Raw genomic sequence first — 23,239 nt, 5'->3', positions numbered from 1 at the left:
CCGAGCGCTCATAGCTCAACGGATAGAGCACTTGACTACGGATCAAGAGGTTGCAGGTTCGAATCCTGCTGAGCGCACCAGCCGAAGGCCCCGGGTTTCCGCCCGGGGCCTTCGTCGTTCCCGGGGAGCCTGAGCGGGTGTCGTCGGCCCTGCCGCCCCCCGTTGTGGTGGTCGGGGGGCGGCAGGGCCGGCGTCAGCCGAGTTCGGTCCGGTTGATCCAGGGCACGTCGCGTTCCTCCAGGAACCACTCCGCGGGGGTGAGCGGGCGGCTGCGGTTGAAGCTGGCCGTGACGGGGTCGTGCCGGACGTGCTCGGACTCGGCGCCCTGCTGCAGGAGTTGGGCGCGGACGGCGGGGACCAGGTCGGGCGGCCCGGCCAGGTGGACGTCGTGGCCGGAGCAGTCCCCGTACCCGGCCAGGCCCTCGCGCAGCAGCCGGGCGGCCTCGCTGCGGGAGGCGCCGCGCTCGGGCGCGGAGAGCACGGCGTGCAGCCAGGCGTGCTCCTTGACCAGGTCGTGCACGGCGTCCAGGTCGTACTGGTCCTCGTCCCCGCGGGCGGCGACGAAGACCGTGGCGGGCCGTCCGCCGTCCTGGGCGAGCCGTTCCAGCAGGGCCTTGACCGGGGCCCAGCCGGTGCCGGCGGCGACCATCAGCAGCGGCCGCTCGGAGTGCGGGTCGAGCACCGCCTCGCCGAGCGGCGGCCCGAGCCGGAGGCGCTCGCCGCGCCGGACCTCGTCGACCAGCGCGGTGGACAGCAGCCCGTCGGGGACCCGGCGGACGTGCAGTTCCAGGGTGTGGTCGGGACGCGGGGCGCAGGCGACGGAGTAGGGCCGCCAGACCTGCGGGCGACGGTCGGAGCAGACCGTCAGGTACTGGCCCGCGGTGTACGGGTACGGCCGGTCGGGCCGCAGGGTGAGCACCGCGAGGTCGGGGGCGGCGCGGCGGTGGCCGACGACCTCGGCGTCCCACCAGCGCGGGGTGGACTCGGGGACGGCCGCGGCGGCGTCGATCATGGCCTGCGAGATGACGGTGTACGCCTCCAGCCAGGCCTTCTCGATCTCGGGGGTCCAGTAGTGGCCGGAGAAGTGCTTGAGCGCGGCGATCAGGCTGGCGCCGACGGCGGGGTAGTGCTCGGGCGCGGCCTGGAACTTCCGGTGGTCGCGCCCGAGTGCCGCCAGGTAGCCGGTGAGCTTCTCCGGCTCCTCCAGCCGCACCACGAGCTGGGTGAGCGCGGCGAACAGGCGGTCGCGCTGTTCGGCGAGCCTGGCCGGGAAGAGCTCTTCGACACCGGGGTTGTTGGTGAACAGGTGGGCGTAGAAGAACTTGGTCAGCTGATCGGCGCGGCGCTCGACGACGGCGAAGCTGGCGCGGATGACCGCGGGGTCGAAGGGCACCGGGGGGCTCTCAGCCCGTGGTCTCTTCGGCCATTGCCGCGCTCATGACATCCGTGATGACGCCGTAGAGCGCCGTCCACGAGGCTTCGATCTCCGGGGTCCAGGCGTCGCCCGCGAAGTGCGCGAGGGAGGCGAGCAGGCTGGCGCCGACGGCCGGGAAGTGCTCGGGGAGGGCGCCGTAGCCGACGTGCCGGCGGCCGAGGCCCTGGAGCACGTTCACCACGGTGTCGGTGTCGTCGAGCCTGTTGACCAGGGTGCCGATGGCGGCCCAGAGGCGGTCCTGCTGCTCGTTCATGTGCTCGGCGAAGAGCTTGCGCACGTCCGGGTGGTGCTCGAACAGGTGCGCGTAGAAGTAGGCGGTGACCTCGCTGCCGTGCGGCTCGACGGCGGCGAAGCTGGTCTTGATGAGAGTGGGATCGATCGTCACGCCCGCCGACTCTACTGATAAACCCATCAATCCGAACAGGGAAGCGTGACCAATGGTCAACAACTGGGCAGTAGCGTCCGATTGATGCACTTTCATGGGAGTTGACGGTGGGTCGGGCGGGTATCCCGATGCTGCTGACCGAGTGCCCACCAATCGAGTGGTGTCGGATGAAATGACCAGGTGTCGCGGTATGACCGAAACCAGATCGTGATTCCCTTTTGTCGGATCGTCATGAGCATTCGGGTGCATGGCGGTCGGACCGCGATTCCGGCGGCCGACGACACCGAGAGGAGAGCCGGATGTGCCGACAGTCCCCCCACCGGGCCCCGGCCCCCGACGTCCGCCCGGCCGACGGTGAACGGCCGCGGCCCGGGATCGGCCGCCGCACCGCCGTCCTGATCGCCACCGGCCTGCTCACCGGCGCCCTCGCCCCGCCGACCGCCGCCCAGCAGACCCCGGACGCCTGGTCCGCCGAGCGGCGCGCCGTGCTGCCCTCCGGCCTCGCCGTCCAGTTCGACTACGCGGCCGTCCCCGGCGTGAGCGTCGACACCGCCCCCGGCAAGCTCGCCGACCTCCCCGGCGGCAGCGGCAGCCCCTACACCGACGGCATCCGCCCCGGCGACCCCGCCGAGACCTTCCTGGCCGCCGAGCGCCGCCCCCGCGCCGACGGCTCCTGGCACACCCTCGGCACCCTCCAGCTCTCCTTCTCCCGCCCGGTCCGCAATCCCCGACTGCACGTCAGCGGCCTCGCGGGCACCGCCACTTCGAAGGACGGCAGCACCACCACCGGCACCCGGCTGACCGTCACCGGCGGCAGCCCCGCCGCCCCCGCCCTGGTCGGCCGCACCGGCTGGCACGGCTGGACGGTCGGCTCCGGCGAGCTCGCCCCCGGCCCCGACGGCGGCTCCGCCGGCCCGGCCGACGGCTCCGGCACCCTCGAACTGGCCGGCACCGTCTCCACCGTGTCGCTGCGCGTCGAGCAGCGCTCCACCGCCGAGAACGGCTCCACCACCCCACCCGCCCCGCCCCGCCAGGCGTACACCGTCACCCTCGACGAGGGCCTCGGCAGCGCCCCGCAGGAGTACGGGAACGTCTCCCACCTGGTGTCCGACCTCTTCCTCGGGCAGGACGCCGCCACCTCGGCGACCCGGGCCCGCACCGGCCTCGCCCAGTCCGTCGAGGAGCCGCTGCTGCCCGGCCCGCCCGCGGCCCCGCCGCCGCCGTCCCCCGACGCCGGCCCGGTCGCCCCCAGCGTGGAGGTCGACGGCGGGGAGAGCCGCCGCAGCCCCTGGGCCAGCCCGCCCCCGCCGCTGCTCCAGCCCGGCCGCGCCGAGTACCAGGGCGCCGACCCGACGCTGTCCTTCCCCGCCGAGACCGCCGTCGGCCGCTACTACCACCTGGACGTGCCGGTGAACGCCGGCGACGCCCCCGCCGTGCTGGCCGGCTGGATCGACTTCGACCACAACGGCCGCTTCGACCCGCTGGAGCGGGTCCAGGCCGAGGTGCCCGCCGGGGCGGACCGCGCCGCCCTGGAGTGGCAGGTCCCGGCCGGGGCCACCAGCGGCGACACCTGGGTCCGGCTGCGGCTGGCCCGCAACGGCTCCCAACTCGTCGCCCCCGGCGGCTTCGCCGACTCCGGGCAGGTCGTCGACCAGAAGACCGGCATCTCGATCGGCGCCGCCAAACCCCAGGTCGGTCTCCCCGTCCCCGGCAGCACCACCCGGGAGACCCGCCCCGAGTTCCGCGGCGACGGCGCGGTCCCCGGAGCGGCCGTCGCCGTCCAGGAGAACGGCACCACTCTGTGCACCGCCAAGGCCGGCAGCGACGGCTCGTGGAGCTGCCGCCCCGACCGGGCCCTGGACGAGGGGACCCACACCCTCGTCCCGGTGGAGACCACCCGCAGCGGCATGGTGCTGCGCGGCGACGAGTTCCGCCTGACCGTCAGGACCACGCCCCCCACCGCCCCCGTGCTCACCCTGCCCGCCTACACCAACGACCCCGGCCTGCTGCTCACCGGCCTCGGCGAACCCGGCTCCACCGTCACCGTCACCGCGGACGCCCCCGACCGCAGCGGCGGCGAACTCTGCTCCACCGCGGTCGCCGCCGACGGCACCTGGTCCTGCCTGCCGGTCGAGAACCTCGCCGACGGCGGCTACCGGCTCACCCCGCACGCCGACGACGGCGCGGGCAACCGCTCGGACGGCAAGACGGTCACGCTCACCGTCGACACCACCGCCCCCGACCGCCCGCAGCTCACCACCCCCGGCAGCGGCGAACTCCTGCACACCGCCCGCCCCAAGCTCTCCGGCCGCGCCGAACCCGGCACCACCGTCACCGTCACCGCCGCGACCGGCCACGGCGACGAACGCACCACCGTCTGCAGCGCCGTCACCGCCCCCGACGGCACCTGGTCCTGCACCCCCGCCCGCGACCTCGCCTCCGGCGGCCTCACCCTCCTCCCCACCGCGACCGACCCCGCGGGCAACGGCACCCCGGGCGATCCGGTGCCGGTCCGCATCGCCGCGACACCGGGCGGGGGGAGCCCGAGCCCGAGTGCTGACGCGAGCCCGAGTACGACGGTGAGTTCCGGCCCGAGTACGAGTGGTACGGCGAGCCCGAGTGCGAGTGCGAGTGCGAGTGCGAGTGCGAGTGCGAGTGCGAGCGCGAGCGCTGACGCGAGCCTGAGCCCGTCCGGGGCGGCGTCGGTTTCGGTGCCCGAGGTGCCGTCGGTGCCGCCGCCTCCGGTGGAGCCGGAGGTGACGGTGCCGGTGCCGCCGGAGCTGTTGCCGGTCGTGGTGCCGCCGACGGGCGACCAGAGCGGTGCGCCGAGTCCCGGCCCGAGCGCGAGTGCTGACGCGAGCCCGAGCCCGTCCGGGTTGGCGTCGGTTTCGGTGCCTGACGTGCCGTCGGTGCCGCCGGAGGTGCTGCCGGTCGTGGTGCCGCCGACGGGCGACCAGGGCGGTGCGCCGAGTCCCAGCCCGAGCGCGAGTGCTGACGCGAGCCTGAGCCCGTCCGGGGTGCCGTCGAGCGCTGCCCCCTCGGTGGAGCCTTCGGCGACCGTGCCGGTGCCGTCCACGGGTGGGCAGAGCGGGGTGGCCGGGAGCGCGAGTCCGAGTCCGAGCGTGTCCGCTTCGGCGTCGGCGTCCGCGTCCGCTTCGGCCTCCGGTGCGTCGGCGAGCCCCGTTCCGTCGGTCGCGCCCCCGGTGCCGCCGTCTCCGGTGGAGCCGGAGGTGACGGTGACGGTGCCGCCGGAGTTGCTGCCGGTCGTGGTGCCGCCGGCGGGTGGGCAGGGCGGTGCGGTCGTCAGCCCGGTGTCCGGGTCCACGCCCGAACCCGCGCCGTCCGCGTCGGTGAGCGCGTCGCCGTCTCCCTCCGCCGTGCCGTCCGCCGCGGACACCTCGGTCGAGCCCGCGTTGACGCTGCCGGTGCCGTCGGAGGTGCTGCCGATCGTGGTGCCGGTGGCGTCCGCCGCTCCGACGGGGGATCAGCCGGTGGACGTGCCGAGCCCGTTGGTCCCGGTCGCACCGTCGCCCGCGCCGGAGGCACCCGGGACGCCGGAGCCGCCGTCGGCGGTCGAGCCGGTGGACGGGCGGGCCGCGCCGGAGCCGGCCCCGCCCGGGGTGCCGGCGCGGCAGGTGGTGCCCGGGACGGCCGCGCCGACCCGGTCGGCGCCCGCGACCACGCGCCCGCCGGTCGCGACGCCGCCGGTCGGCACGCCGTCGCCGGTGGTGCCGACGGCGACCCGGAAGGCTTCGGCCGCCGCGACGGTGCCGTCCGCCGCTCCGTCACCCGTCGCGGGGGCGTCCGCTCCGGCCCCGGCGAACGGTGCTGCGGCGGAAGGTGCGGCGGCGGACGACGCCGCGGCGGAGCCCGCCGCCGAGCCCGGGGCGCGGGTTCCGGCGGAGGCGGCCGCGCAGTCGCGGACGCCGGCCGCTCCGCCGCCGGACGCGGTGGCGGCGGCGCACCGGGCGGCGGCCACCGGGTGGCGCGGGCTGGCCTGCGGGGCGCTGCTGATCGCGGCGGCGGTCGGGCTGCTGACCCGCCGGGTGTTCGGCCGGGGGAGTGGCACCCGGCGCCGTTGACGGACCGTTCGATCGGTCCCCGTTCCCGGTCGGCCCGCTCGTTCCCGCAGTTCAGGGCGGGCGGGCCGACTCGCATCCGCATAGCGGACAAATCGACACACCGCCTGGTAAATGTCGCATTTGATGACTTATCAACCTAGCCTGAGTCTGGCACTGCCCGTCAGATCCGGGCCGCCCGTTGCGCGACACTCTGACCCTTAGGACACGTGCATGGACGTCACCCGCGACTCCTCGCCGCGACCCAACTCCCGACCCCCCGCCGCACCCGAGCCCCCGGTCGGTGCGACCCAACTCACCAAGGCGGTCGCCAAGGCGGTGACCAAGCCGCTGATCACGGCCGCCCCGGCCGAGGACGCCCTCGACCGGGGCCCGGCCACCCAGCCGATCCCGGTGGTGGGCGCGGCCGCCGAGGCCGTCGCCCTGCTGCCGGTCGGCGCGGACGAGCCGTCCGCGTTCCCGCCCGGGCCGCGCGGCACCGTCGAACCCGACAGCACGCAAACCGCCGCCCCCGCGCCCGCCGCCCCCGGGCTGCGCCGGCTCAGCGCGGCCACCGCGCAGCGGCAGGCGGCGCACCCGACGGTCGCGGACGCCGCGACCCACCGCCGACCGCCGCGCGCGGACCAGTCGTTGCGCGAGCGGCGCGCGTTCGCCCTGCCCGGCTGGCTGCCGCTGCTGGTGCTGCTGGCCGGGACGGCCGGGGCGCTGCTGGTGCTGGCCCGGGCCGGGGCGCTGCCCGACCTGCCGGGGGTGCCCGACCTGCGCGGCGCGGCGGCGAGGGCGAGCGGCCGGGCCGAGGTCGGCGACGGGACGCTCGCCGCGGTCAGCGGGATCGGGCTGGCGGTGCTGGCCGCGCTCGGCGGCCTGCTGTCCAACCCGGGCGGCGAGACCCGGGTGCTGACCCGCTGGGGCCGCTACCGGGGCACCGTCCGCCGCACCGGCCTGCTCTGGGTGAACCCGATGCTGCGCCGCCACCGGGTGGACGTCCGGCTGCGGCACTGGCGCAGCGAGCCGGTGCGGGTCACCGACCGGGCCGGGACGCCGCTGGTGGTGCGGCTGCTGATCGTGTGGCGGGTCAAGGACACCGCGCGGGTGACGCTGGGCATCGCCGATCACGAAACGTATCTGCGCGAGCAGGTGCAGGCCGTCCTCACCCGAACCGCCTCCCTGCTGCCGTGCGACTCGAACTCCGCGCCGGGGCCCGCGCTGCGCGACGGCCAGTGGTTCGCCGACGAGCTGACCCGGGCGCTGGCCGCCGAGACCGCCCCGGCCGGGGTCGAGGTGTACTCGGTGCAGCCGCTGGCCCTGGACTACGCGCCGGAGGTCGCCGAGTCGATGCGCCGCCGCCGGCTCGCGGACCTGGACGCCGGGCTGCGGACCGTCCTGGTGGACGACGCGGTGGAGGCCGCGGCCCTCGCGGTGCGGCGCCTGGAGCGCGCCACCGCGCACGAACTGGACGACAGCGCGCGCAGCGCCCTGATGGAGCAGTTGCTGGTCGCGTTCGTCGCCCCGGCCGGGGTCACCGCTTCGGTGCCCGCCCCGGCAGCCCGCCCGAACCGCAAGGAAGGGAAGCCCGCGTGACGACCGCGCTCGCCTCGATATCCACCGACCCCGCCGACCTCCCGGACTTCTCCGGGGCCCCGCTGCTGGGCTTCGCCGAATCCGACGGTGCGTCAGCCTGCCGGTGCGCCGCGTGCGCCCGGCCGGCGGCCCGCACCGGCGGGTCCGCCGCGGCCGAGCGGTCGGGCCGAATACACCGCGCCGTGCGGTCGGCCTGCCTGGCCACCACGGTGCTGGCGGGGGTGGGAGCGGTCGGCCTCGGGGTCGGCGCGACCACCGCGCAGGCGATGCCCGCGCCGTCCGGCCCCGGCTGGGACGGCAAGGTGTACTGGTTCAAGAACGAGGCCGGCCAGTGGCGCTACACCAAGTGGTACGACGTCTACCTCGCCCGCACCGGCGGTTCGGGGAGCGCGGAGCCGCAGGCCCGCCCGCAGCAGCCCGCGCAGTCCTCCGGAGGGATCCGGCAGGGGTGGGACGGCAAGGTCTACTGGTTCAAGAACGAGGCCGGCCAGTGGCGCTACACCAGCCACCACGACGTCTACGTGGACCGGACCGGCGACCGCGGCTCCTCCGGGCAGTCGGCGGGGCAGTCGGCCGGGCAGGGTGCCGCGAGCGGGGTCGAGGCGGCGGTGTCCTACGCGCTGGCGCAGGTCGGCAAGCCGTACGTGTGGGGCGGCAACGGGCCGAACGGGTTCGACTGCTCGGGCCTGGTCCAGCAGGCGTTCCGCCGGGCCGGGGTCTCCACCCCGCGGGTCGCCGACGACCAGTACCGGGCCGCCACCCCGATCGGCTCCGGGCAGCTCCAGCGCGGCGACCTGGTGTTCTGGTCCAGCAACGGCCGGGTCTCCGGCATCCACCACGTGGCCATCTACCTCGGTGACGGGACGTACGTGGAAGCCCCGCGCCCCGGCAAGGACGTCCGGGTCTCCCGCCTCAACAGCGGTTACTACCCGGACTTCTTCGGCCGCCCCTGACGGCGGCCCGGGAACGACGGGGCCCCTCCCGCAGTGCGGCGGGAGGGGCGCCGTCGTGCTGCCGGGACGGTCAGGCGGAGGCTTCGGAGAGCAGCTTGAGCTCCGCCTCGGTCAGCTCCAGCGCGGCGGCGGCCAGCAGCGGCGGCAGCTGCTCGACGGTGCGGGCGCTGGCCAGCGGGGCCGCCACCGTCGGCTGCGCGGCCAGCCAGGCCAGCGCCACCGTGGCGACCTGCACGCCGTGCGCCCCGGCGACCTGGTCCAGGGCGGCGAGCACCCGCGGGCCGCGCGGGTCGTCCAGGTACTTGGCGGCGCCCTGGGCCCGGGCCGAGTCGACGCTCGCGCCCGGACGGTACTTGCCGGTCAGGAAGCCCGCGGCGAGGGCGAAGTACGGGACGACGGACAGGCCGTGCTCGGCGACGACGTCCGCCAGCGGGCCCTCGTAGGTGTCGCGGGAGACCAGGTTGTAGTGCGGCTGCACCGCGACGTACTTGGCCAGGCCCTCGCGGGCGGCGAACTCCAGCGAGGCGGCGAGCCGCTCCGGGCCGATGTTGGACGCGGCGACCTCGCGCACCTTGCCCTCGCGGACCAGTGCGTCCAGCGCACCGACGATCTCCTCGACCGGGGTGTCCGGGTCGTCCTTGTGCGTGTAGAACAGGTCGATCCGCTCCACGCCGAGCCGGCGCAGCGACGCCTCGGCGCCCTGCCGGATGGTCTCCGGCCGCAGGTTGTCCAGGCCCGGCAGCATGCCGACCTTGGTGGCGACCACGATCTGCTCGCGGTTGCCGCGGCTGCGCAGCCAGTCGCCGATCACGGTCTCCGACTCGCCGCCGGAGTTGCCCGGCGCCCAGTTCGAGTAGACGTCCGCGGTGTCGATGAAGTTGCCGCCGGCCGCCGCGTAGGCGTCGAGCACGGCGAAGGACTGCTCGGCGTCGGCCGTCCAGCCGAACACGTTGCCGCCGAGGGACAGCGGGGAGACGGCGAGGTCGGAGGGGCCGAGGGGCACCCGGGGGGCGTCACTGTTGGTCATGAACGGAGACAACCCGTTCGGGTCGGGCTTGATTCCGCCGGGCCGTGCGTCCACGCCCGGCCCGTCCGGGGTGAGGGGTCCGTGCAGACCCGTTCCGGGACGGGGACCGGGGTGTCGGGGGGCGGCCCGGGGCGGCTAGAGTCCCGTTCCATGGCTGACAACGACTACGACCCCGCCGGATCGACCCAGATGTTCCGGGCGTTCGTCGACGAGGCCCCGGCCGCGCAGGCCCCGGGCACCGTCACCACCTACGGCAGCAGCAGCTCCTCGTCGAGCCGCACCCCGGTGATCGTCATCGGCGCGATCGTGGCCCTGGTGGTCATCGCCGGCGTGATCTGGCTGGCCGTCAAGTAGCACTCCGCGCGCCCGCACGGGGCCGACCGGACGTCCGGGCGGTCCCGCCGTCGGGCGCGCCTACACTGTCCGGGTCCGCCGCACCGCCGCCAGGAGGCACCCGTGACCGCGCCGCCCACCGAGACCGCCAGGAGCCTCGGCCTGGCCGCCGCCGTCAACGCCCGTGACCTGGGCGGCTACCGCACCGCGGACGGCCGCACCGTGCGCGGCGGCGCGCTGCTGCGCACCGAGGCGCTCAGCCGGCTCGGCGAGGGCGACCGGGCGCTGCTCGGCGCGATCGGGCTGCGCCACGTGGTGGACCTGCGCAGCCTCGACGAGGTGCGCCACCTGGGCGCCGACCTCGTCCCCGGGCTGCCCCCGGCGCTGCTGCCGGCGGACGCGGCGCAGCCGCTCACCGTCCCGGCGCTCGACGGCCTCGGGCCGACCCTGCACCACCTGCCGGTGTTCTCCGAGGACTTCGACCTGTACGTGGAGCTGCGCCGGGTGCTGGGCGGCGGCGCCGACCCGGTGGCGATGCACGCGGTCCTCGGCGACGGGCGGGGCACCGCGATGATGGTCTCGATGTACCGCTGGTTCGTCACCGACCCGGTCGCCCGCTCCCGCTTCGCCGCCGTCCTGCGGCTGGCCGCCGAGGCGGACGGCGCGCCGCTGCTCTTCCACTGCACGGCCGGCAAGGACCGCACCGGTTGGACGGCGGCCCTGCTGCTCACCGCCCTCGGCGTGGACCGGGAGAGCGTCCTGGCGGACTACCTGCTCACCAACGAGCGGGCGGCCGCCCTGATCGCCCGGGTGGACCCGCTGATACGGCCGCTGGCCCGGGCGGAGGCGGTCTACCTGGAGGCCGCGTTCGAGGAGCTGGCCCTCGGCTGGTCGGGCTTCGAGCACTTCTGGCAGGACGGACTGGGGCTGACCGAGGAGCACCTGCTGCGGCTGCGGCGGGCCTGCACGGTCTGACCAGGCCCGCCGGCCCCGCTCACTCCGCCGTGAGGCCCTCGCGGAGGTGGGCGAGCGTCTTGGTGAGCAGCCGGGAGACGTGCATCTGGGAGATGCCGATCTCCTCGCCGATCTGGGACTGCGTCAGGTTCCCGAAGAAGCGCAGCATGATGATCCGGCGCTCGCGGGGCGGGAGCTTGGCGAGCAGCGGCTTGAGCGACTCGCGGTACTCGACGCCTTCGAGGGCGAGGTCCTCGTAGCCGAGGCGGTCGGCGAGCGGGCCGTCGCCGCCGTCGTCCTCCGCGGGGGTGGAGTCGAGCGAGCTGGCGGTGTACGCGTTGCCGACGGCGAGGCCCTCGACCACGTCGTCCTCGGAGACGCCGAGGTAGGCGGCGAGTTCGGGGACGGTGGGGGAGCGGTCGAGCCGCTGGGAGAGCTCGTCGCCGGCCTTGGTGAGGGCCAGGCGGAGCTCCTGGAGGCGGCGCGGGACGCGCACGGACCAGCTGGTGTCCCGGAAGAAGCGCTTGATCTCGCCGACCACGGTGGGCATGGCGAAGGTCGGGAACTCGACGCCGCGGTCCGGGTCGAAGCGGTCGATGGCCTTGATCAGGCCGATGGTGCCGACCTGGACGATGTCCTCCATCGGCTCGTTGCGGCTGCGGAAGCGCGCGGAGGCGTACCGGACCAGCGGCAGGTTGAGCTCGATCAGGGTGTCCCGCACGTAGGCGTGCTCGGCGCTGCCGGACTCCAGCCCGGCGAGCCGGCGGAACAGCGCGCGCGACAGCGTGCGGGTGTCGAGGGCCCGGTCGGGGGCCTCGACGGGACCGGCCTGGGCCGGGATCGATACGACGACGGCTTCGGCCTGGGTTTCGACTTCGATGACCGCACTGCCAGGTTCTGTGAACACGCGCCCACCCCCTCGTGACTGTCTGTCGAACGGGCGCCACCGCACAGTGGTTCCCGGCTGACGGGTCTGACTCCTCAATACCGGCCCACCGGCCCCGGCAAACCCGAACGTCTCGACTCGTCACTCGCCGGTGACGCGGGGAAACAGGAGGCGACTCACTCCTCCCAGGAGTTCCCGGTGCGCAGCCGGGACAGGATCCGGGACAGCAGCCGGGAGACGTGCATCTGGGACATGCCGAGTTCGGTGGAGATCTGCGACTGGGTGAGGTTGGCGAAGAACCGCAGCATGATGATCCGCCGCTCCCGCTCGGGGAGCTGGACCAGCAGGTGGCGGACCATGTCGCGGTGCTCGACGTCGGTGAGGGCGGAGTCCTCGTAGCCGAGCCGGTCGAGCAGGGCGAGGCCGCCCTCGTGCTCCTGGGCGGCCTCCAGGGAGGCGGCGTTGTAGGCGCGGCCGGCGTCCAGGCAGGCCCGGACGTCCTCCTCGGGGATGCGCAGGTTGGCGGCGATCTCGGGGACCTTGGGGACCCGGCCGTGGGTGACCGTCAACTCCTCCATGGCGCCGCTGACCTGGACCCAGAGCTCCTGGAGGCGGCGCGGGACGTGCATGGTGCGGACGTTGTCGCGGAAGTAGCGCTTGATCTCGCCGAGGATGGTCGGCAGCGCGTAGGTGGGGAACTGGACGCCGCGCTCGGGGTCGAAGCGGTCGATCGCGTTGATCAGGCCGATGGTGCCGACCTGGACGATGTCCTCCATCGGTTCGCTGCGGCTGCGGAACCGGGTGGCGGCGTAGCGGACCAGCGGGATGTTGACCTCGATCAGGGCGGAGCGGACCCGGACCCGCTCGGGGGCGTCCGGCGGCAGTTCGGCGAGCCGTTCGAACAGCACCCGGGTGAGGGTGCGGACGTCCACCGCGCCGCGCGCGCCGGGGCGGCGGGAGGCCAGTTCGACCGGGTCCGGCGGCTCCTCGACCCGGTCCTCGGGCGCACTGCCCTGCTGCGTCCGCACGGACACCTCACCCTCCCTTGAGAACCACCTCGCCAAATTCCGGCAAAACCGGTCATAGCATCACAAGTGGCTCTGTGGCCGGGCAAGTACCCGGCGGAGGCGTGTTGACGGACCGTCCAGCATTCGGCGGAGTGTGCATGGGCCCCCGCCCGCGGGCGGAAGGCGGGGGCCGCCGGGTCGTGCGTGTACGAGGGGTGTTGCGGGAGGGTCAGACCTCCAGGTCGGCGATCACCCAGGTGGCGAACTCGCGCCACTGCGCGGCGGCGGCCTGGTGGGCCGGGTGGCCGAGGTACGCGGCCAGTGCCTCGCGGTCCTCGACCAGGCTGTTGATCGCGAAGTCCCGGGCGATGTCCCGGTCGGTGAAGTTCCAGCCGCACTCCCACTCGCGCAGCTCGGGGACCAGCGCGCCGAGCTCCGCGAACGCCGCGGCGCCCGCGACGGCCCGCGGGTCGTCCTTGGTGACGCCTTCGTTGAGCTTGAACAGGACCAGGTGCCGGATCACGATGCCGCTCCTCGCGGGTGGGGGGAGGGCGTGCCCGTTCGGGGGAGCGCCCCCCGAAGGACGAACCCCGCCACCGTACTAGGGCTCAGCGGCGGCTCAGCGCACCAGTCCGGTCATGAACGACCCCACCGCCTTGGCGGCGTCCGAGATGCCGACGAAGCCGGACTTCACCAGGTCCGCGGAGCGCTCCGGTGAGGTGATGATCGTGTAGATGACGAAGACGACCAGGATCCACATGGCCACCTTCTTCGCCTGAGCCATCGAACGCGCCTGCCTCCCTGAGTCGGGCCGCCTTCCTCTCCCCGTGCGGCCCTGCCACCCGGCAGCTTATCCACCGGACGGCGCAACGGGTGAGGGGCGCGTTCACCCGCTGGGACGAAGGTCCCGCGCGGACGGGGCTTTCTCCGGATGTGTCCACCGGGGCGGCGCGGCAGGATGGTTGATGTACCGAGGATCTGGCAGGAATCCCCGGTACGGCGATCCGGAGGTCCCCGCTGTGGGACCGGGTGCCGCGGCTTCCCCCCGACGCGGCCCCGGTTGTGGGACCTCCGCCCGGGGCGGCAGCTCGTCCCCCCGGAGCTGCCGCCCCCACCGCGGACCGAGAGGTTCCGGCCGGGCTCCGCACTCCCCAGGGCACGGTGGTCAACCGCCCCGGAGTGCGGAGCCCCTCGCCGTTCCCGCTCCCGCCCCTTCCCCCGCCGCCAGCAGCCGGGCCGCCTCCGCGGCCGCCGCCGGCACCAGCTCGGCCCGCGCCCGGGCCGCCAGCAGGGCGGCCGTCGCGGCACCCGGGGCGCCGAACGCCAGTGCCCGCAGCGCCGCGATCCGCACCCCCTCGTCCGGGTCCTCCACCGCGCGCCAGCGCAGCAGTTCGACCGCCGCCCGGTCCGGGGAGCCGCCCAACGCCCGCAGCGCCACCCGGCGCGGCAGCGGGTCCGGGTCCGCGACCGCGCGTCCGCGCAGCAGTTCGGCCACCGTCCCGTCGCCGGCCCCGTCCGCCCCGGCCCGGGCCAGCGCGTGCAGGGCCACCGCCCGGATCGGGCCCGAGGCGTCCCGCTCCGCCCGCTCCCGCAGCAGCGCCCGCACCGCCGGGTCGTCCGGCCGGTGCGCCAGCAGCGCGCGCAGCACCGACAGCCGCACGTCCGCGTCGCGCAGCCCCGCCACCCGCTCCAGCAGCAGCGCGGCGGCCCGCTGCTCCCCGTCGTGGCAGCGCACCACCGCGGCCAGCGCCACCTCCCGCACCCGCGGGTCCGGGTCGGCGGACGCCCGCTCCAGGAACAGCGCCCGGGCCGCCGGGCCCGGGTCCTGACGGTTCGCCAGGGCGGTCAGCACCGCGGCCCGCACCAGCGGGTCCGACGCGCTCTGGGCCCGGTCGCGGACGAACGCCCCCAGCTCCGGGTCGTCCGCGAAGTGCGCGGCCAGCTCGCCGGTGGCCGCCGCCCGGCCCGGACCCTCCTGCTCCGCCCGCTCGCGCAGGAACGCCGCCACCTCCGGATCGCCCGCCCCGACCTGCCCGAGCAGCGCCAGCGCGCCCGCCCGGACGTCCGGCAGGGCGTCCTCGACCGCCAGGTCGCGCAACTGCCGGGCCACCTGCGGGTCGCCCGCCCAGCGCAGCGCCAGCACCGGCGGCACCCGCAGCCGCACCAGCGGATCGCGGTCCTCGGCGATCCGGCGGCGCAGGAACTCCGCCACCCGCGGGTCGCCCGTCCAGCCGCGGGCCAGGCCCGCCAGCGCCGACACCCGCACCTGCGGATCCGGGTCCGACTCGGCCAGCCGGTGCAGGAACGGGGCGTTGCCCGGGTCCTCGGCCGGCTGCAGGCAGATCGCCTGCAGCGCCATCCGGCGCACCCCCGGCGCCCGGTCGGTGCGCACCCGCTCGCGCAGGAACGCCGCCAGCGGCCCGTCCATCCGCCCGTTCACGGTCAGCGCGAACACCGCCAGGCCGCGCAGCTCCGGCTGCTCCTCGGCCGCCGCGATGCCCCGCAGCAGCAACTGCGCCGGGCCGTCCTCCGTCCAGCCCTTGCCGAGCGCCAGCATCTCGTTCAGCCGGTTCACGCCCCCGGCGTCCGCCACCCGGGCCGCCAGGAACGCGCCGGTCGCCCGGTCGCCCGGCCAGCCCTCGGCGAGCGCCGCCACCGCGGCCTCCAGGGTCAGCGGGTCGGCCTCCCGCTCCACCCGGGCCCGGACGAACGCGCCGGTGTCCGGATCGCCCGGCCAGCCCTCGGCGAGCGCCCCGAACGCGGCCGCCCGCTGCGCCGGGGACCAGCCGTGCTCGGCCCAGGAACGCAGCACCGCCGGGCCGTCCGGGGCGTTCAGGTGCAGCGCGCAGGCCAGCCGGGCCGCCACCGCGCCCGCCTCGATCGGCGTCGGCGACTCCCGCTCCGGCTGGTGCCCGTGCACCAGGTACCAGCGCAGGAAGCGCTCCCGGCCCACCCAGTGCGGGCCCAGCCCGGCCAGCACCGGGCGCAGCGCGTCCAGCGCCTCCGCGGTCTCGCCCGGCAGGTAGGCCGAGCCCTCCGCGGCGAACGCCTCGAACAGCGCCACCAGGGCGTCACCGCCGCCTCGGACTGCGCCGTCACCAGGCCCAGCTTGCGGACCTCGCCCAGGCAGCGCACCGCCAGCACCAGCCACTCCGGCACCGCGTCCCGCGCCCCCGGCGGGCCCGGCAGCACCGGGGCCCGGGCCAGCAGCCGGGACACCGCCGCGCCGACGAACCGCTCGTCCAGCTCCCCGGCCAGCAGGAGCAGCACCTCCCGCCAGGCCGGGTCGTGCCAGCGGGCCGCGAACACCCCCTCCAGCAACTGCTCCTCCGTCAGCGAGCGCTCCCGGTTGAAGCGGTGGGCGATGTCGGAGGCCGCCAGGTACTCCAGGAACGCCCGGTGGACGAAGCCGTACACCTCGCCGCCGAACCGGCTCAGGATGAAGTTGCGCTCCCGGAACTGCTGCAGCATCGCCCGGGCGGCCGGTGCGGCCCGGTCGGCGGGCAGCTCGTAGCGCTCGCGCAGGTAGCGCTCGAAGGAGGCCAGCAGCACCCGGCCCGGGACGTGGTTGCCGGCGATGCCGTCGCCGCCCTCCTGCATCCGGCGGGCCACCAGGCGCAGCAGCTCCAGCCGGTCCTCGGAGGCCAGGTACGGCATGCCGCCGTCCACCCGCCGGTCCTGCAGGTACTTGCTCGGGTCCCAGTGCTCGACCAGCACCGCCACCGCGTGCTCGTACACCGAGCGGCGGTCCCGGGGCAGCTCCCGGCGGCGGCCGATGATCGCCAGGATGGTCAGGATCAGCGGGTTGCCCGCCAGGTCCCGGACCGGGGCGGAGCCGGCCACGGCGGCCGTCACCCGGCGGCGCAGCCGCCGGGCCTCCGCCGGGTCGCCCGGGCAGGCGTTGGCGTACCAGCGGGCCGCGAAGGCGTCGATCTGGCCGGTGTCGAGGTCCTGCAGCGTGTAGTGGCCGAACCCGGCGGCGTCCAGCGGCTCGCGCCGGTAGCCGATCACCCGGGAGGTCACCAGCACCCGGACCTGCGGGTGGCGGGCGGCGAACGCCCCGATCCGGCGGGCGGCGCTCTCCCGGACCTGTGGGTCGAACAGCTCGTCCAGGCCGTCGAACAGCACCAGGGTGTGAGCCGGGTGCTCGGCCAGCTGACGGGCCAGCAGGTCCCCGGGCAGGCCCAGGCCCTCGGTGCGGTGCAGGTGGGCCAGGAACTCCTCGAAGGTGCGCTCGCGCCAGGCCGGGTCCGCGTACCGGCGCAGCTCCACGATCAGCGGCAGCCGGCCGGCCAGCGGCGCCAGTTCGGACGGGACGTCGGCCGCCGGGTCGAGCAGCGGCTCGGTCAGCGCCAGGCACAGGAACCTGGCCAGCGTCGACTTGCCCGAGCCGGGGTCGCCCAGCAGCACCGCCCGGTGGCCGTCCGGGCCGGACAGCAGCGGCAGCACCGGCACCGCGGGGCGCTGCCGGTACGCCTCGCGGACCCGGCGCACGGTGTCCCGCTCGACGCCCGGGGGCAGCCGTCCCGGGTCCAGCTCGCCCGGCTCGGTCAGCCGCTTCAGCAGCTCCCGGGGCAGCTCCACCGGCGGCGGGTCGGAGCGCACCAGCTGCGGCACGAACACCTCGCGCAGGTGCACCGCCGGGTGCTCGTCCTGCTCCGACAGCGGGGTCAGCACCTCCAGGTCCAGCCGCAGGTAGCGCTCGCGCAGCCGCAGCGCGTAGCGCCGCCGGGCCCCGTCCAGGTCGCCCGGCGGGGGAGGCTTCGGGCCGGTGGTGATCTGCACGGTGCCGGCCCGCTGGACCAGCGTCAGGTCGCCGCCGACCCGGGCGCCCGCCGCGGACTGGGTGCCGCCGTCCGCCTCGGCGCCGAACAGCCGCCGCCAGAAGCCGGTCACGGCCGCGGCCCGTCGGACGGATGCGGGACCTCGGAGGGGGGTCGGGAGGTACGGGGAGGCCGGGGGGTGTCGGGCGGGAGGGGGTCGTCGGAGGGGCGGGTGCTGTCGGACGGGTGGGAGGTGTCGGTGGATCGGGGGGTGTCGAGCAGCCGGGGGGTGCCGGGGGGCCACGGCTCGTCGGGCGGCTGGGGGCCGCCGGCGGGGCGGCGGTCGTCGAAGCGCACCGAGCCCGCCACACCGTCCACCAGTTCCACCTCCCCGCCCGCGCGCACGCCCCGGGCCGACTGGCCGCCGCCGGGGGCCCCTCCCGGGACGGGACCGGGCTCCGGGACGGCGGCGGGGCCGGAGCCGGAACCGAGCAGCACGTCCCCCCGCACGTTCCGGACCAGGCGCACCGAGCCGCCGGCCGCCGCCCCGTCCGCCGACTGGCCGCCGGAACGGCCCCCGATCCCGCCCAGCAGGGACAGCAGCAGGCCCGCCACGCCGACGAACAGGCCCAGCACGCCCGCCCACTGGTTCGCCCGGTCCAGCCCCTCGCCCCACAGGAACACCGCGAGCCCCGCCACCGAGACCCCCGCCCCGACCCAGACCAGCACCCGCCACCGCGCACTCCCCATGCGGGCATCATCCCCTCAACTCGCCCACCGCCAACCGCAGATGGACGGGCGAAGCGTCCGGCTCCCGGAACGGGCGCTGCGCCGGGCGGGTGCTTACCCGCGGTTGTGCGCGTGTTCGCGCCGGGTTTCGCCCGCCATGAAGGTCGACTACGAATCATCGACCGGAGAGGCGGAGACGAACGTGACCGAACGACAGGCCCCCGGGGCCGGGCGCAGACTCGCCGCCGCGGCGCTCTGCGCCGCGACCGTCCTCGGGGCGGCCGCGCTGCCGCTCGCCGCGGCCGCGCCCACCGCGCCCCGGGCCGCCACCGGCACGCCGCTGGTGGACGAGACCTTCACCGGGGCGAGCGCCGACAGCGGCTTCGTCGCCACCGACGGCGCCTGCCTCACCGGCGCCGCCGAGGTCCCCTTCCTCCCGGTCGCCGAACCGCGCGCGCTGACCGGCTGCCCGGGCGGCGGCGCGGTCGGCCCCGTCCCGCCGAACGCGGCCGCGCCGCACGGCTACCTGCGGATGACCGACGCGGGCAACGACCGGGCCGCCGCCGTCCTGTACGAGCGCCCGCTGCCCGCCAACGAGGGCATCCGGGTCACCTTCGAGCAGTGGCAGTACGGCGGCGACACCACCAAGCCCTCGCCCGCCGACGGCATCGCGTTCTTCCTGGTCGACGGCGCCGCCTCGCTCACCCGCCCCGGCGCGTTCGGCGGCAGCCTCGGGTACGCGCAGAAGCTCCCGGACGACAACCCGGCCAACGCCTTCCTGCCCGGCGTCGAGGGCGGCTACCTGGGTGTCGGTCTGGACGTGCTGGGCAACTACTTCGGCGACTGGGAGCACCGCGGCGACGGCTGCGCCACCCGCTCCCCGGCCGGCACCGCCTTCCGGGCGCCCGCGCCCGGCGCCAACATGGTGACGCTGCGCGGGCCCGGCGAGGGCACCAGCGGCTACTGCTTCCTCGGTGCCACCACCGGCAACACCGGGACCACCGGCCCGTGGCCGTCCACCCTGCCCGGGCAGCTGCACGGTCCCGCCACCGCCGCCGACCTGCCGCCCGGCACCACCCCCGCGCAGGCCGAGGCCGCGCTCGAACCCAGCCGGCGGACCGTCACCGTCACCGTCACGCCCGGGCCCGACCCGCAGATCGAGGTGGACGTCGACTTCGGCGCCGGTCCGGTCCGGGTGCTCAGCCAGCCGGCGCCCCAACCGGTGCCCGCCACCTACAAGTTCGGCTTCGCCTCGTCCACCGGCGCGTTCACCGACGTGCACCTGCTGCGGCACGTCACCGCGCGCAGCGCCGCCCCGCTGCCCCGGCTCAACCTGGTCAAGCAGATCGACCGGGCCCACCCGCTGCCCGACCCGGTCACCGCCGGCACCGTCGTCCCGTACCAGTTCGTGGTCACCAACGGCGGCGACACCGAGATCCGCGACCTCGCCGTCACCGACCCGACGGTCGGCCCGGTCAGCTGCCCGAGCACCGTCCTGGCCGTCGACGCCACCGTCACCTGCACCGCCCCGTACACCGTCACCGAGGCCGACGTGCGGCGCGGCTACCTCACCAACGTGGCCGTCGCGCACGGGGATTCGGACGGCGGGCCGGTCGAGTCGCCGGAGGCCCGGCAGGAGCTGCCGCTGAACGACGACTACGGGCTGCTGCTGGAGAAGCAGGTGGACGACGCCCGGGTCTACCGGCCCGGCCAGCGGGCCACCTACACGTACACCGTCACCAACACCACCGGCCGGGAGGTCACCGACCTCGCCGTCACCGACGACCGGCTCACCGGCGTGCGGTGCGCCGCGACCACCCTGACCCCGCGCGACACCCCCGGCGCGGTCACCACCTGCACCGCCTCGTACACCGTCACCGCGGCCGACGCCGAGGCCGGGAGCGTCCGCAACACCGCGACCGCGACCGGCCGCACCACCGAGCGGACCGTCAGCTCGCCGCCCGACGAGGAGGTGATCGCGGTCGAGCCCGAGCTGGGCGGGACGGAGAGCCCCGGCCCGAGCGCGAGCGCCTCGCCGTCCGGGGAGCCCACCGGATCGCCGTCGCCGTCGTCGCCCGAGCCGTCCGGTTCGCCGGAGCCGCCGCCGGTGCCGTCCGCGTCCGCGTCCGCGTCCGCGTCCGTGCCGGGGCCGGGGCCGGGCGGGGCGCTGCCGGGGACGGGGAGCGCGCCGGTGCTGCCGCTGCTGGCCGCCGCCGGGCTGGTGCTCGCAGGGGTGGTGACGCTGCGGCTGGCCCGCCGCCGCTGACCCGAGGACCGACTGAGGGCCCCGACCGCGCCGGGCGGTCGGGGCCCTCCGGGGTTCCTCAGGCGGCGACCGGCGGGGTCCAGGCCGCCCAGGCGCGGGCGGCGTGGGCCTCCTGCATCGCGGTGAGCCGGTGGACCACCAGGATCGCGAGCACCGCCGCGGCCAGCGTCATCAGGCTGGCGGCGATCAGCAGGAGCAGGGCCTGGCGGTACGAGTCGGTGTAGTGCAGCGCGGCCTCGGAGCCGAGGCTCTGGGCGCCGATGAAGTAGACCAGCCTGCTCAGCAGGATCGTGGCCCACCAGGAGTGCACCGGCCAGGCGGAGACGGGCCTCGGGATCCCGTGCTCGCCAGCCGGGGCGCTGGCCTTCCAGACGTCGGTGGTGATCTGCCACGGGAACCAGAGCTGGACCAGCGGCACGAACCAGCCGCCGACCGCCCACCCGCGCGCGTGCTGGTGCCCGTGCGGGTAGATCACCTCGGCGTTCACCCGCGCCCGGTACAGCCACATCAGGAACAGCACCGCGGTGGCCAGTGACAGCACCAGCCCGGCGTTGGTCGTGGTGCCCGCCCCGAAGAGGTCCACCAGCAGCGAGACGTCGTCGCCAGGCTCCACCGTGTACAGGTACAGCAGCACGGCCACCGATCCGACGGCCATCACCCCGTTCAGGGCGAGCAGCACCGTGGAGGCGGTGGCCAGCCCGCGCGGGGACCGGTAGACGGCTGGGGAAGGCATGCTGAACTCCTGGTTCCGGTTGCGGAGGAGCTCGCACACTAGTGCCCGACGCTGACTCAAGGCCAGGTAAAATCCCAGCTCAGCGGTGGTTTGTCCGCTTCGGGGAGGAAAGTCGGGAACGCCGAAGGGCCCGACCGGAGACCGGTCGGGCCCTTCGAGTGGCGGTAGCGGTGGGATTCGAACCCACGGTGGAGTTGCCCCCACACACGCTTTCGAGGCGTGCTCCTTTGGCCGCTCGGACACGCTACCGAGGGGAACTCTACCGGATCGGGGGGACGGGGCGAAATCCGTTCCGGGGCGGCTCAGCGCTGGGTGTCGAAGAAGGCCAGCAGCTGGGCGGTGCACTCGTCGGCGAGGACGCCGCCGACCACCTCGGGGCGGTGGTTGAGCCGGTTGTCGCGGACCACGTCGAAGAGCGAGCCGGCCGCGCCGGCCTTCGGGTCGTAGGCGCCGAAGACGACCCGGGCGAGCCGGGAGAGCACGATCGCGCCCGCGCACATGGTGCAGGGCTCCAGGGTGACGACCAGGGTGCAGCCGCTCAGCCGCCACTCCCCGACGGCCCGCGCGGCCTGCCGGACGGCCACCACCTCGGCGTGGCCGGTCGGGTCGCCCACCGCCTCGCGGACGTTGTGGCCCCGGCCGAGCACCGTGCCGTCCGGGCCCAGGACGAACGCCCCGACCGGGACGTCACCGGTGGCGGTGGCCAGTGCGGCCTCCTCGATCGCGAGGCGCATCCGGCCCGTCCACCGGTCGCGGACCGGATCGGGGCGTTCGGGGGCGGGCAGCGGGACGATCCGCGGCCGTTCGCCCGGGGTGTCTGCGGGAAGGGGGACGGGGGGCTGCATGGACCCAGTGTCGGGCACCGGGCCCGCCGCTACCGAACGGCCTCCAGGACCTCGCCGCAGCCCAGCGCCTCGGCGATCTCGCCCAGCGCGTCGCCGGGCGCCGCGCCCTCCCCGGCCAGTTCCAGCAGGTCGGCGGCGGTCATCCCGAACTCGGTCAGCAGCTCGTTGTCGCCGATCGGCCCGACCGGGCTCGCGCCCCGCCCGCCGGCCGGCTCCTCGTCGTCCGCTCCCACGGCCTCGTCGTCCGGGTCGGCCCCGTCCTCGTCGTCGAGCCCGGCCACGAGCCCGTCGAGGTCGTCGAAGTCGGCCTCCCCGTCCTGTTCGATCAACTCGTCGGTGAGCACCGCGCCGTACGAACTGCGCGCCGCGGCCGCCGCGTCGGAGACGAAGATCCGCGGGTCGTCCTCACCGTCGATGCGCAGGACGGCGAACCACGCGTCCTCCTGCTCGATGAAGACCAGCACGGTGTCCTCGTCCTCGGCCGCCTCGCGGGCCAGGTCGGTCAGGTCGGCCAGGGTCTCTACGTCGTCGAGTTCGGTTTCGCTCACGTCCCACCCGGCACCGGTGCGAGCAAGCACTGCAGCGAAGTACGCCACCAGGGACACTCCCAAGATTGGTCTCGGCTGTCGGCGATCTCGGGCGGGTGCGGTCCGGCCGCCCCCGCGCCAGAAGGAGGTCCGCCGTTCGGACCGTCCCACCGCATCGTGACAGAAAGGCCGCCGCTGCGGGGGGTGTTCGGCAGCGCGTCTTCGCAGGTCGTGTCGGAAAGGTCGGCTTCCGGCCGCCCGGGCCGCGGATCTTGACCGCCGGACGCCTTGCGGCGGGGGCGCCGGGACGCTCCGGGGGGCGCAACTCCGGTGCGGGGCGCGGTGCCCGGGGGCGGGTCGGCGCCGTCAGGTCCGGAAGGTCCGCATCCGCAGGGCCTCGCGCATCCGGCGCTCCTTGGTCCGTCTCGGCTGCACCCGGGCCCGCAGTTCCCGGGCCTCGGCCAGTTCGCGGAGGAACACGGCCCGGCGCTTGCGCCGGGCCGCGTCGGTCTCCGCGTCGGTCTCTGCGGTCGGACGGGACTCGTCTGTCGAGCCGGACCCGCCCGCGCCGGCGGTGGTCGCCCGCGTCGGGTTGCTCTTCATAGGTCCCGACTTTCCCAGATCGGCCCCGGTGATACCACAGGAGCGGTCCGACTTCCGTGATTCCGGGCGGATCCCCGGCCGGCCCGGCGGGTCGTCCCGGTCGTCCCGGTTCGTACGGAGTCGTACACACGTG

At 75.7% G+C, this 23,239-nt stretch carries 20 protein-coding genes and 2 tRNA genes; 7 read left to right on the top strand and 15 right to left on the bottom strand.

Annotation, left to right across the window (positions count from 1 at the left end):
- The first annotated feature begins 4 nt into the window (after positions 1-4).
- Positions 5-80, top strand: a tRNA-Arg gene (locus tag ABD345_RS00720).
- A 113-nt stretch (positions 81-193) separates the two neighbouring features.
- Here ABD345_RS00720 and ABD345_RS00715 read toward each other — a convergent pair.
- Positions 194-1,393: a globin domain-containing protein gene (locus ABD345_RS00715; RefSeq protein WP_344549659.1), complete on the bottom strand. Its 1,200-nt coding sequence runs from the start codon at positions 1,391-1,393 to the stop codon at positions 194-196.
- A 10-nt stretch (positions 1,394-1,403) separates the two neighbouring features.
- A complete protein-coding gene (locus ABD345_RS00710; RefSeq protein WP_344549658.1) occupies positions 1,404-1,820 on the bottom strand; it encodes a globin domain-containing protein in 417 nt (138 codons plus the stop codon).
- Positions 1,821-2,119: 299 nt separating this feature from the next.
- Between ABD345_RS00710 and ABD345_RS00705 the strand changes: the two genes are divergently transcribed.
- The 3 genes from ABD345_RS00705 to ABD345_RS00695 all read left to right on the top strand — a co-directional run bounded on the left by ABD345_RS00705 (position 2,120) and on the right by ABD345_RS00695 (position 8,433).
- The gene (locus tag ABD345_RS00705; protein WP_344549657.1) at positions 2,120-5,902 is read left to right on the top strand and encodes an Ig-like domain-containing protein; all 3,783 of its coding nucleotides are present in this window, start codon (positions 2,120-2,122) and stop codon (positions 5,900-5,902) included.
- 210 nt (positions 5,903-6,112) lie between these two features.
- Positions 6,113-7,480 carry an SPFH domain-containing protein gene (locus tag ABD345_RS00700; RefSeq protein WP_344549656.1) on the top strand — a complete coding sequence of 456 codons (1,368 nt, stop codon included), beginning with the start codon at positions 6,113-6,115 and terminating at the stop codon, positions 7,478-7,480.
- The gene (locus ABD345_RS00695; protein WP_344549654.1) at positions 7,477-8,433 is read left to right on the top strand and encodes a C40 family peptidase; all 957 of its coding nucleotides are present in this window, start codon (positions 7,477-7,479) and stop codon (positions 8,431-8,433) included. Before ABD345_RS00700 ends, ABD345_RS00695 begins: the two co-directional genes overlap by 4 nt.
- A 70-nt stretch (positions 8,434-8,503) precedes the next feature.
- Here ABD345_RS00695 and ABD345_RS00690 read toward each other — a convergent pair whose 3' ends face one another.
- Positions 8,504-9,460, bottom strand: a complete 957-nt coding sequence (locus tag ABD345_RS00690; protein ID WP_344549653.1) for an aldo/keto reductase — start codon at positions 9,458-9,460, stop codon at positions 8,504-8,506.
- A 150-nt stretch (positions 9,461-9,610) separates the two neighbouring features.
- Between ABD345_RS00690 and ABD345_RS00685 the strand changes: the two genes are divergently transcribed.
- Together ABD345_RS00685 and ABD345_RS00680 are read left to right on the top strand one after the other, a co-directional pair.
- Positions 9,611-9,814, top strand: a complete 204-nt coding sequence (locus tag ABD345_RS00685; RefSeq protein WP_344549652.1) for a hypothetical protein — start codon at positions 9,611-9,613, stop codon at positions 9,812-9,814.
- A gap of 102 nt (positions 9,815-9,916) precedes the next feature.
- Positions 9,917-10,768 (top strand): tyrosine-protein phosphatase, encoded by an 852-nt coding sequence (locus tag ABD345_RS00680; protein ID WP_344549651.1) that lies wholly within the window; start codon positions 9,917-9,919, stop codon positions 10,766-10,768.
- A gap of 19 nt (positions 10,769-10,787) precedes the next feature.
- Here the strand turns inward: ABD345_RS00680 and ABD345_RS00675 are convergent, their stop codons facing one another.
- The 7 genes from ABD345_RS00675 to ABD345_RS00645 all read right to left on the bottom strand — a co-directional run bounded on the left by ABD345_RS00675 (position 10,788) and on the right by ABD345_RS00645 (position 18,153).
- Positions 10,788-11,654 carry an RNA polymerase sigma factor SigF gene (locus ABD345_RS00675; RefSeq protein ID WP_344549650.1) on the bottom strand — a complete coding sequence of 289 codons (867 nt, stop codon included), beginning with the start codon at positions 11,652-11,654 and terminating at the stop codon, positions 10,788-10,790.
- A 155-nt stretch (positions 11,655-11,809) separates the two neighbouring features.
- A complete protein-coding gene (locus tag ABD345_RS00670; protein ID WP_344549649.1) occupies positions 11,810-12,667 on the bottom strand; it encodes an RNA polymerase sigma factor SigF in 858 nt (285 codons plus the stop codon).
- Positions 12,668-12,869: 202 nt separating this feature from the next.
- Positions 12,870-13,163 (bottom strand): Dabb family protein, encoded by a 294-nt coding sequence (locus ABD345_RS00665; protein ID WP_344549648.1) that lies wholly within the window; start codon positions 13,161-13,163, stop codon positions 12,870-12,872.
- 96 nt (positions 13,164-13,259) lie between these two features.
- Complete coding sequence (locus tag ABD345_RS00660; protein ID WP_344549647.1) at positions 13,260-13,424, bottom strand: hypothetical protein; 165 nt, start codon at positions 13,422-13,424, stop codon at positions 13,260-13,262.
- Positions 13,425-13,805: 381 nt separating this feature from the next.
- Positions 13,806-15,068, bottom strand: coding sequence for a HEAT repeat domain-containing protein (locus ABD345_RS00655; RefSeq protein ID WP_344549825.1), 1,263 nt, complete (start codon positions 15,066-15,068; stop codon positions 13,806-13,808).
- A gap of 404 nt (positions 15,069-15,472) precedes the next feature.
- Entirely contained in the window at positions 15,473-17,536 is a 2,064-nt protein-coding gene (locus ABD345_RS00650) for an NACHT domain-containing protein (protein WP_344549646.1), read from the bottom strand.
- Complete coding sequence (locus tag ABD345_RS00645; RefSeq protein ID WP_344549645.1) at positions 17,533-18,153, bottom strand: hypothetical protein; 621 nt, start codon at positions 18,151-18,153, stop codon at positions 17,533-17,535. The genes ABD345_RS00650 and ABD345_RS00645 overlap by 4 nt, the downstream gene beginning before the upstream one ends.
- 181 nt (positions 18,154-18,334) lie before the next feature.
- On the opposite strand from ABD345_RS00645, the gene ABD345_RS00640 reads away from it, so the two are divergent.
- Positions 18,335-20,398: a DUF7507 domain-containing protein gene (locus ABD345_RS00640; protein WP_344549644.1), complete on the top strand. Its 2,064-nt coding sequence runs from the start codon at positions 18,335-18,337 to the stop codon at positions 20,396-20,398.
- Between the two features lie 58 nt (positions 20,399-20,456).
- On the opposite strand, the gene ABD345_RS00635 is transcribed toward ABD345_RS00640, so the two are convergent.
- The 5 genes from ABD345_RS00635 to ABD345_RS00615 all read right to left on the bottom strand — a co-directional run bounded on the left by ABD345_RS00635 (position 20,457) and on the right by ABD345_RS00615 (position 23,106).
- Positions 20,457-21,131: a DUF4328 domain-containing protein gene (locus tag ABD345_RS00635; RefSeq protein WP_344549643.1), complete on the bottom strand. Its 675-nt coding sequence runs from the start codon at positions 21,129-21,131 to the stop codon at positions 20,457-20,459.
- Between the two features lie 159 nt (positions 21,132-21,290).
- Positions 21,291-21,380: transfer RNA gene (locus tag ABD345_RS00630), tRNA-Ser, on the bottom strand.
- A gap of 53 nt (positions 21,381-21,433) precedes the next feature.
- Positions 21,434-21,976, bottom strand: coding sequence for a tRNA adenosine(34) deaminase TadA (tadA, locus tag ABD345_RS00625; protein ID WP_380273909.1), 543 nt, complete (start codon positions 21,974-21,976; stop codon positions 21,434-21,436).
- Positions 21,977-22,005: 29 nt separating this feature from the next.
- Entirely contained in the window at positions 22,006-22,572 is a 567-nt protein-coding gene (locus ABD345_RS00620; protein ID WP_344549642.1) for a tRNA adenosine deaminase-associated protein, read from the bottom strand.
- Between the two features lie 297 nt (positions 22,573-22,869).
- The gene (locus ABD345_RS00615) at positions 22,870-23,106 is read right to left on the bottom strand and encodes a hypothetical protein (RefSeq protein ID WP_344549641.1); all 237 of its coding nucleotides are present in this window, start codon (positions 23,104-23,106) and stop codon (positions 22,870-22,872) included.
- Positions 23,107-23,239 lie beyond the last annotated feature (133 nt).

Origin of the sequence: Kitasatospora saccharophila (assembly GCF_039529925.1) — a bacterium.
GTDB classification, from domain to species: Bacteria; Actinomycetota; Actinomycetes; order Streptomycetales; family Streptomycetaceae; genus Kitasatospora; species Kitasatospora saccharophila.
Note: the sequence above shows the minus strand (reverse complement) of the source record. Positions and strands in the feature narration are given on the sequence as shown.

Excerpts from the sequence above, each read along its gene's own strand:
- ABD345_RS00645 (WP_344549645.1), bottom strand. The coding sequence starts at position 18,153 with ATGGGGAGTGCGCGGTGGCGGGTGCTGGTCTGGGTCGGGGCGGGGGTC.
- ABD345_RS00635 (WP_344549643.1), bottom strand. The coding sequence starts at position 21,131 with ATGCCTTCCCCAGCCGTCTACCGGTCCCCGCGCGGGCTGGCCACCGCC.
- ABD345_RS00690 (WP_344549653.1), bottom strand. The coding sequence starts at position 9,460 with ATGACCAACAGTGACGCCCCCCGGGTGCCCCTCGGCCCCTCCGACCTC.
- tadA (WP_380273909.1), bottom strand. The coding sequence starts at position 21,976 with ATGCAGCCCCCCGTCCCCCTTCCCGCAGACACCCCGGGCGAACGGCCG.
- ABD345_RS00615 (WP_344549641.1), bottom strand. The coding sequence starts at position 23,106 with ATGAAGAGCAACCCGACGCGGGCGACCACCGCCGGCGCGGGCGGGTCC.
- ABD345_RS00660 (WP_344549647.1), bottom strand. The coding sequence starts at position 13,424 with ATGGCTCAGGCGAAGAAGGTGGCCATGTGGATCCTGGTCGTCTTCGTC.
- ABD345_RS00685 (WP_344549652.1), top strand. The coding sequence starts at position 9,611 with ATGGCTGACAACGACTACGACCCCGCCGGATCGACCCAGATGTTCCGG.
- ABD345_RS00705 (WP_344549657.1), top strand. The coding sequence starts at position 2,120 with ATGTGCCGACAGTCCCCCCACCGGGCCCCGGCCCCCGACGTCCGCCCG.
- ABD345_RS00655 (WP_344549825.1), bottom strand. The coding sequence starts at position 15,068 with ATGGACGGGCCGCTGGCGGCGTTCCTGCGCGAGCGGGTGCGCACCGAC.
- ABD345_RS00700 (WP_344549656.1), top strand. The coding sequence starts at position 6,113 with ATGGACGTCACCCGCGACTCCTCGCCGCGACCCAACTCCCGACCCCCC.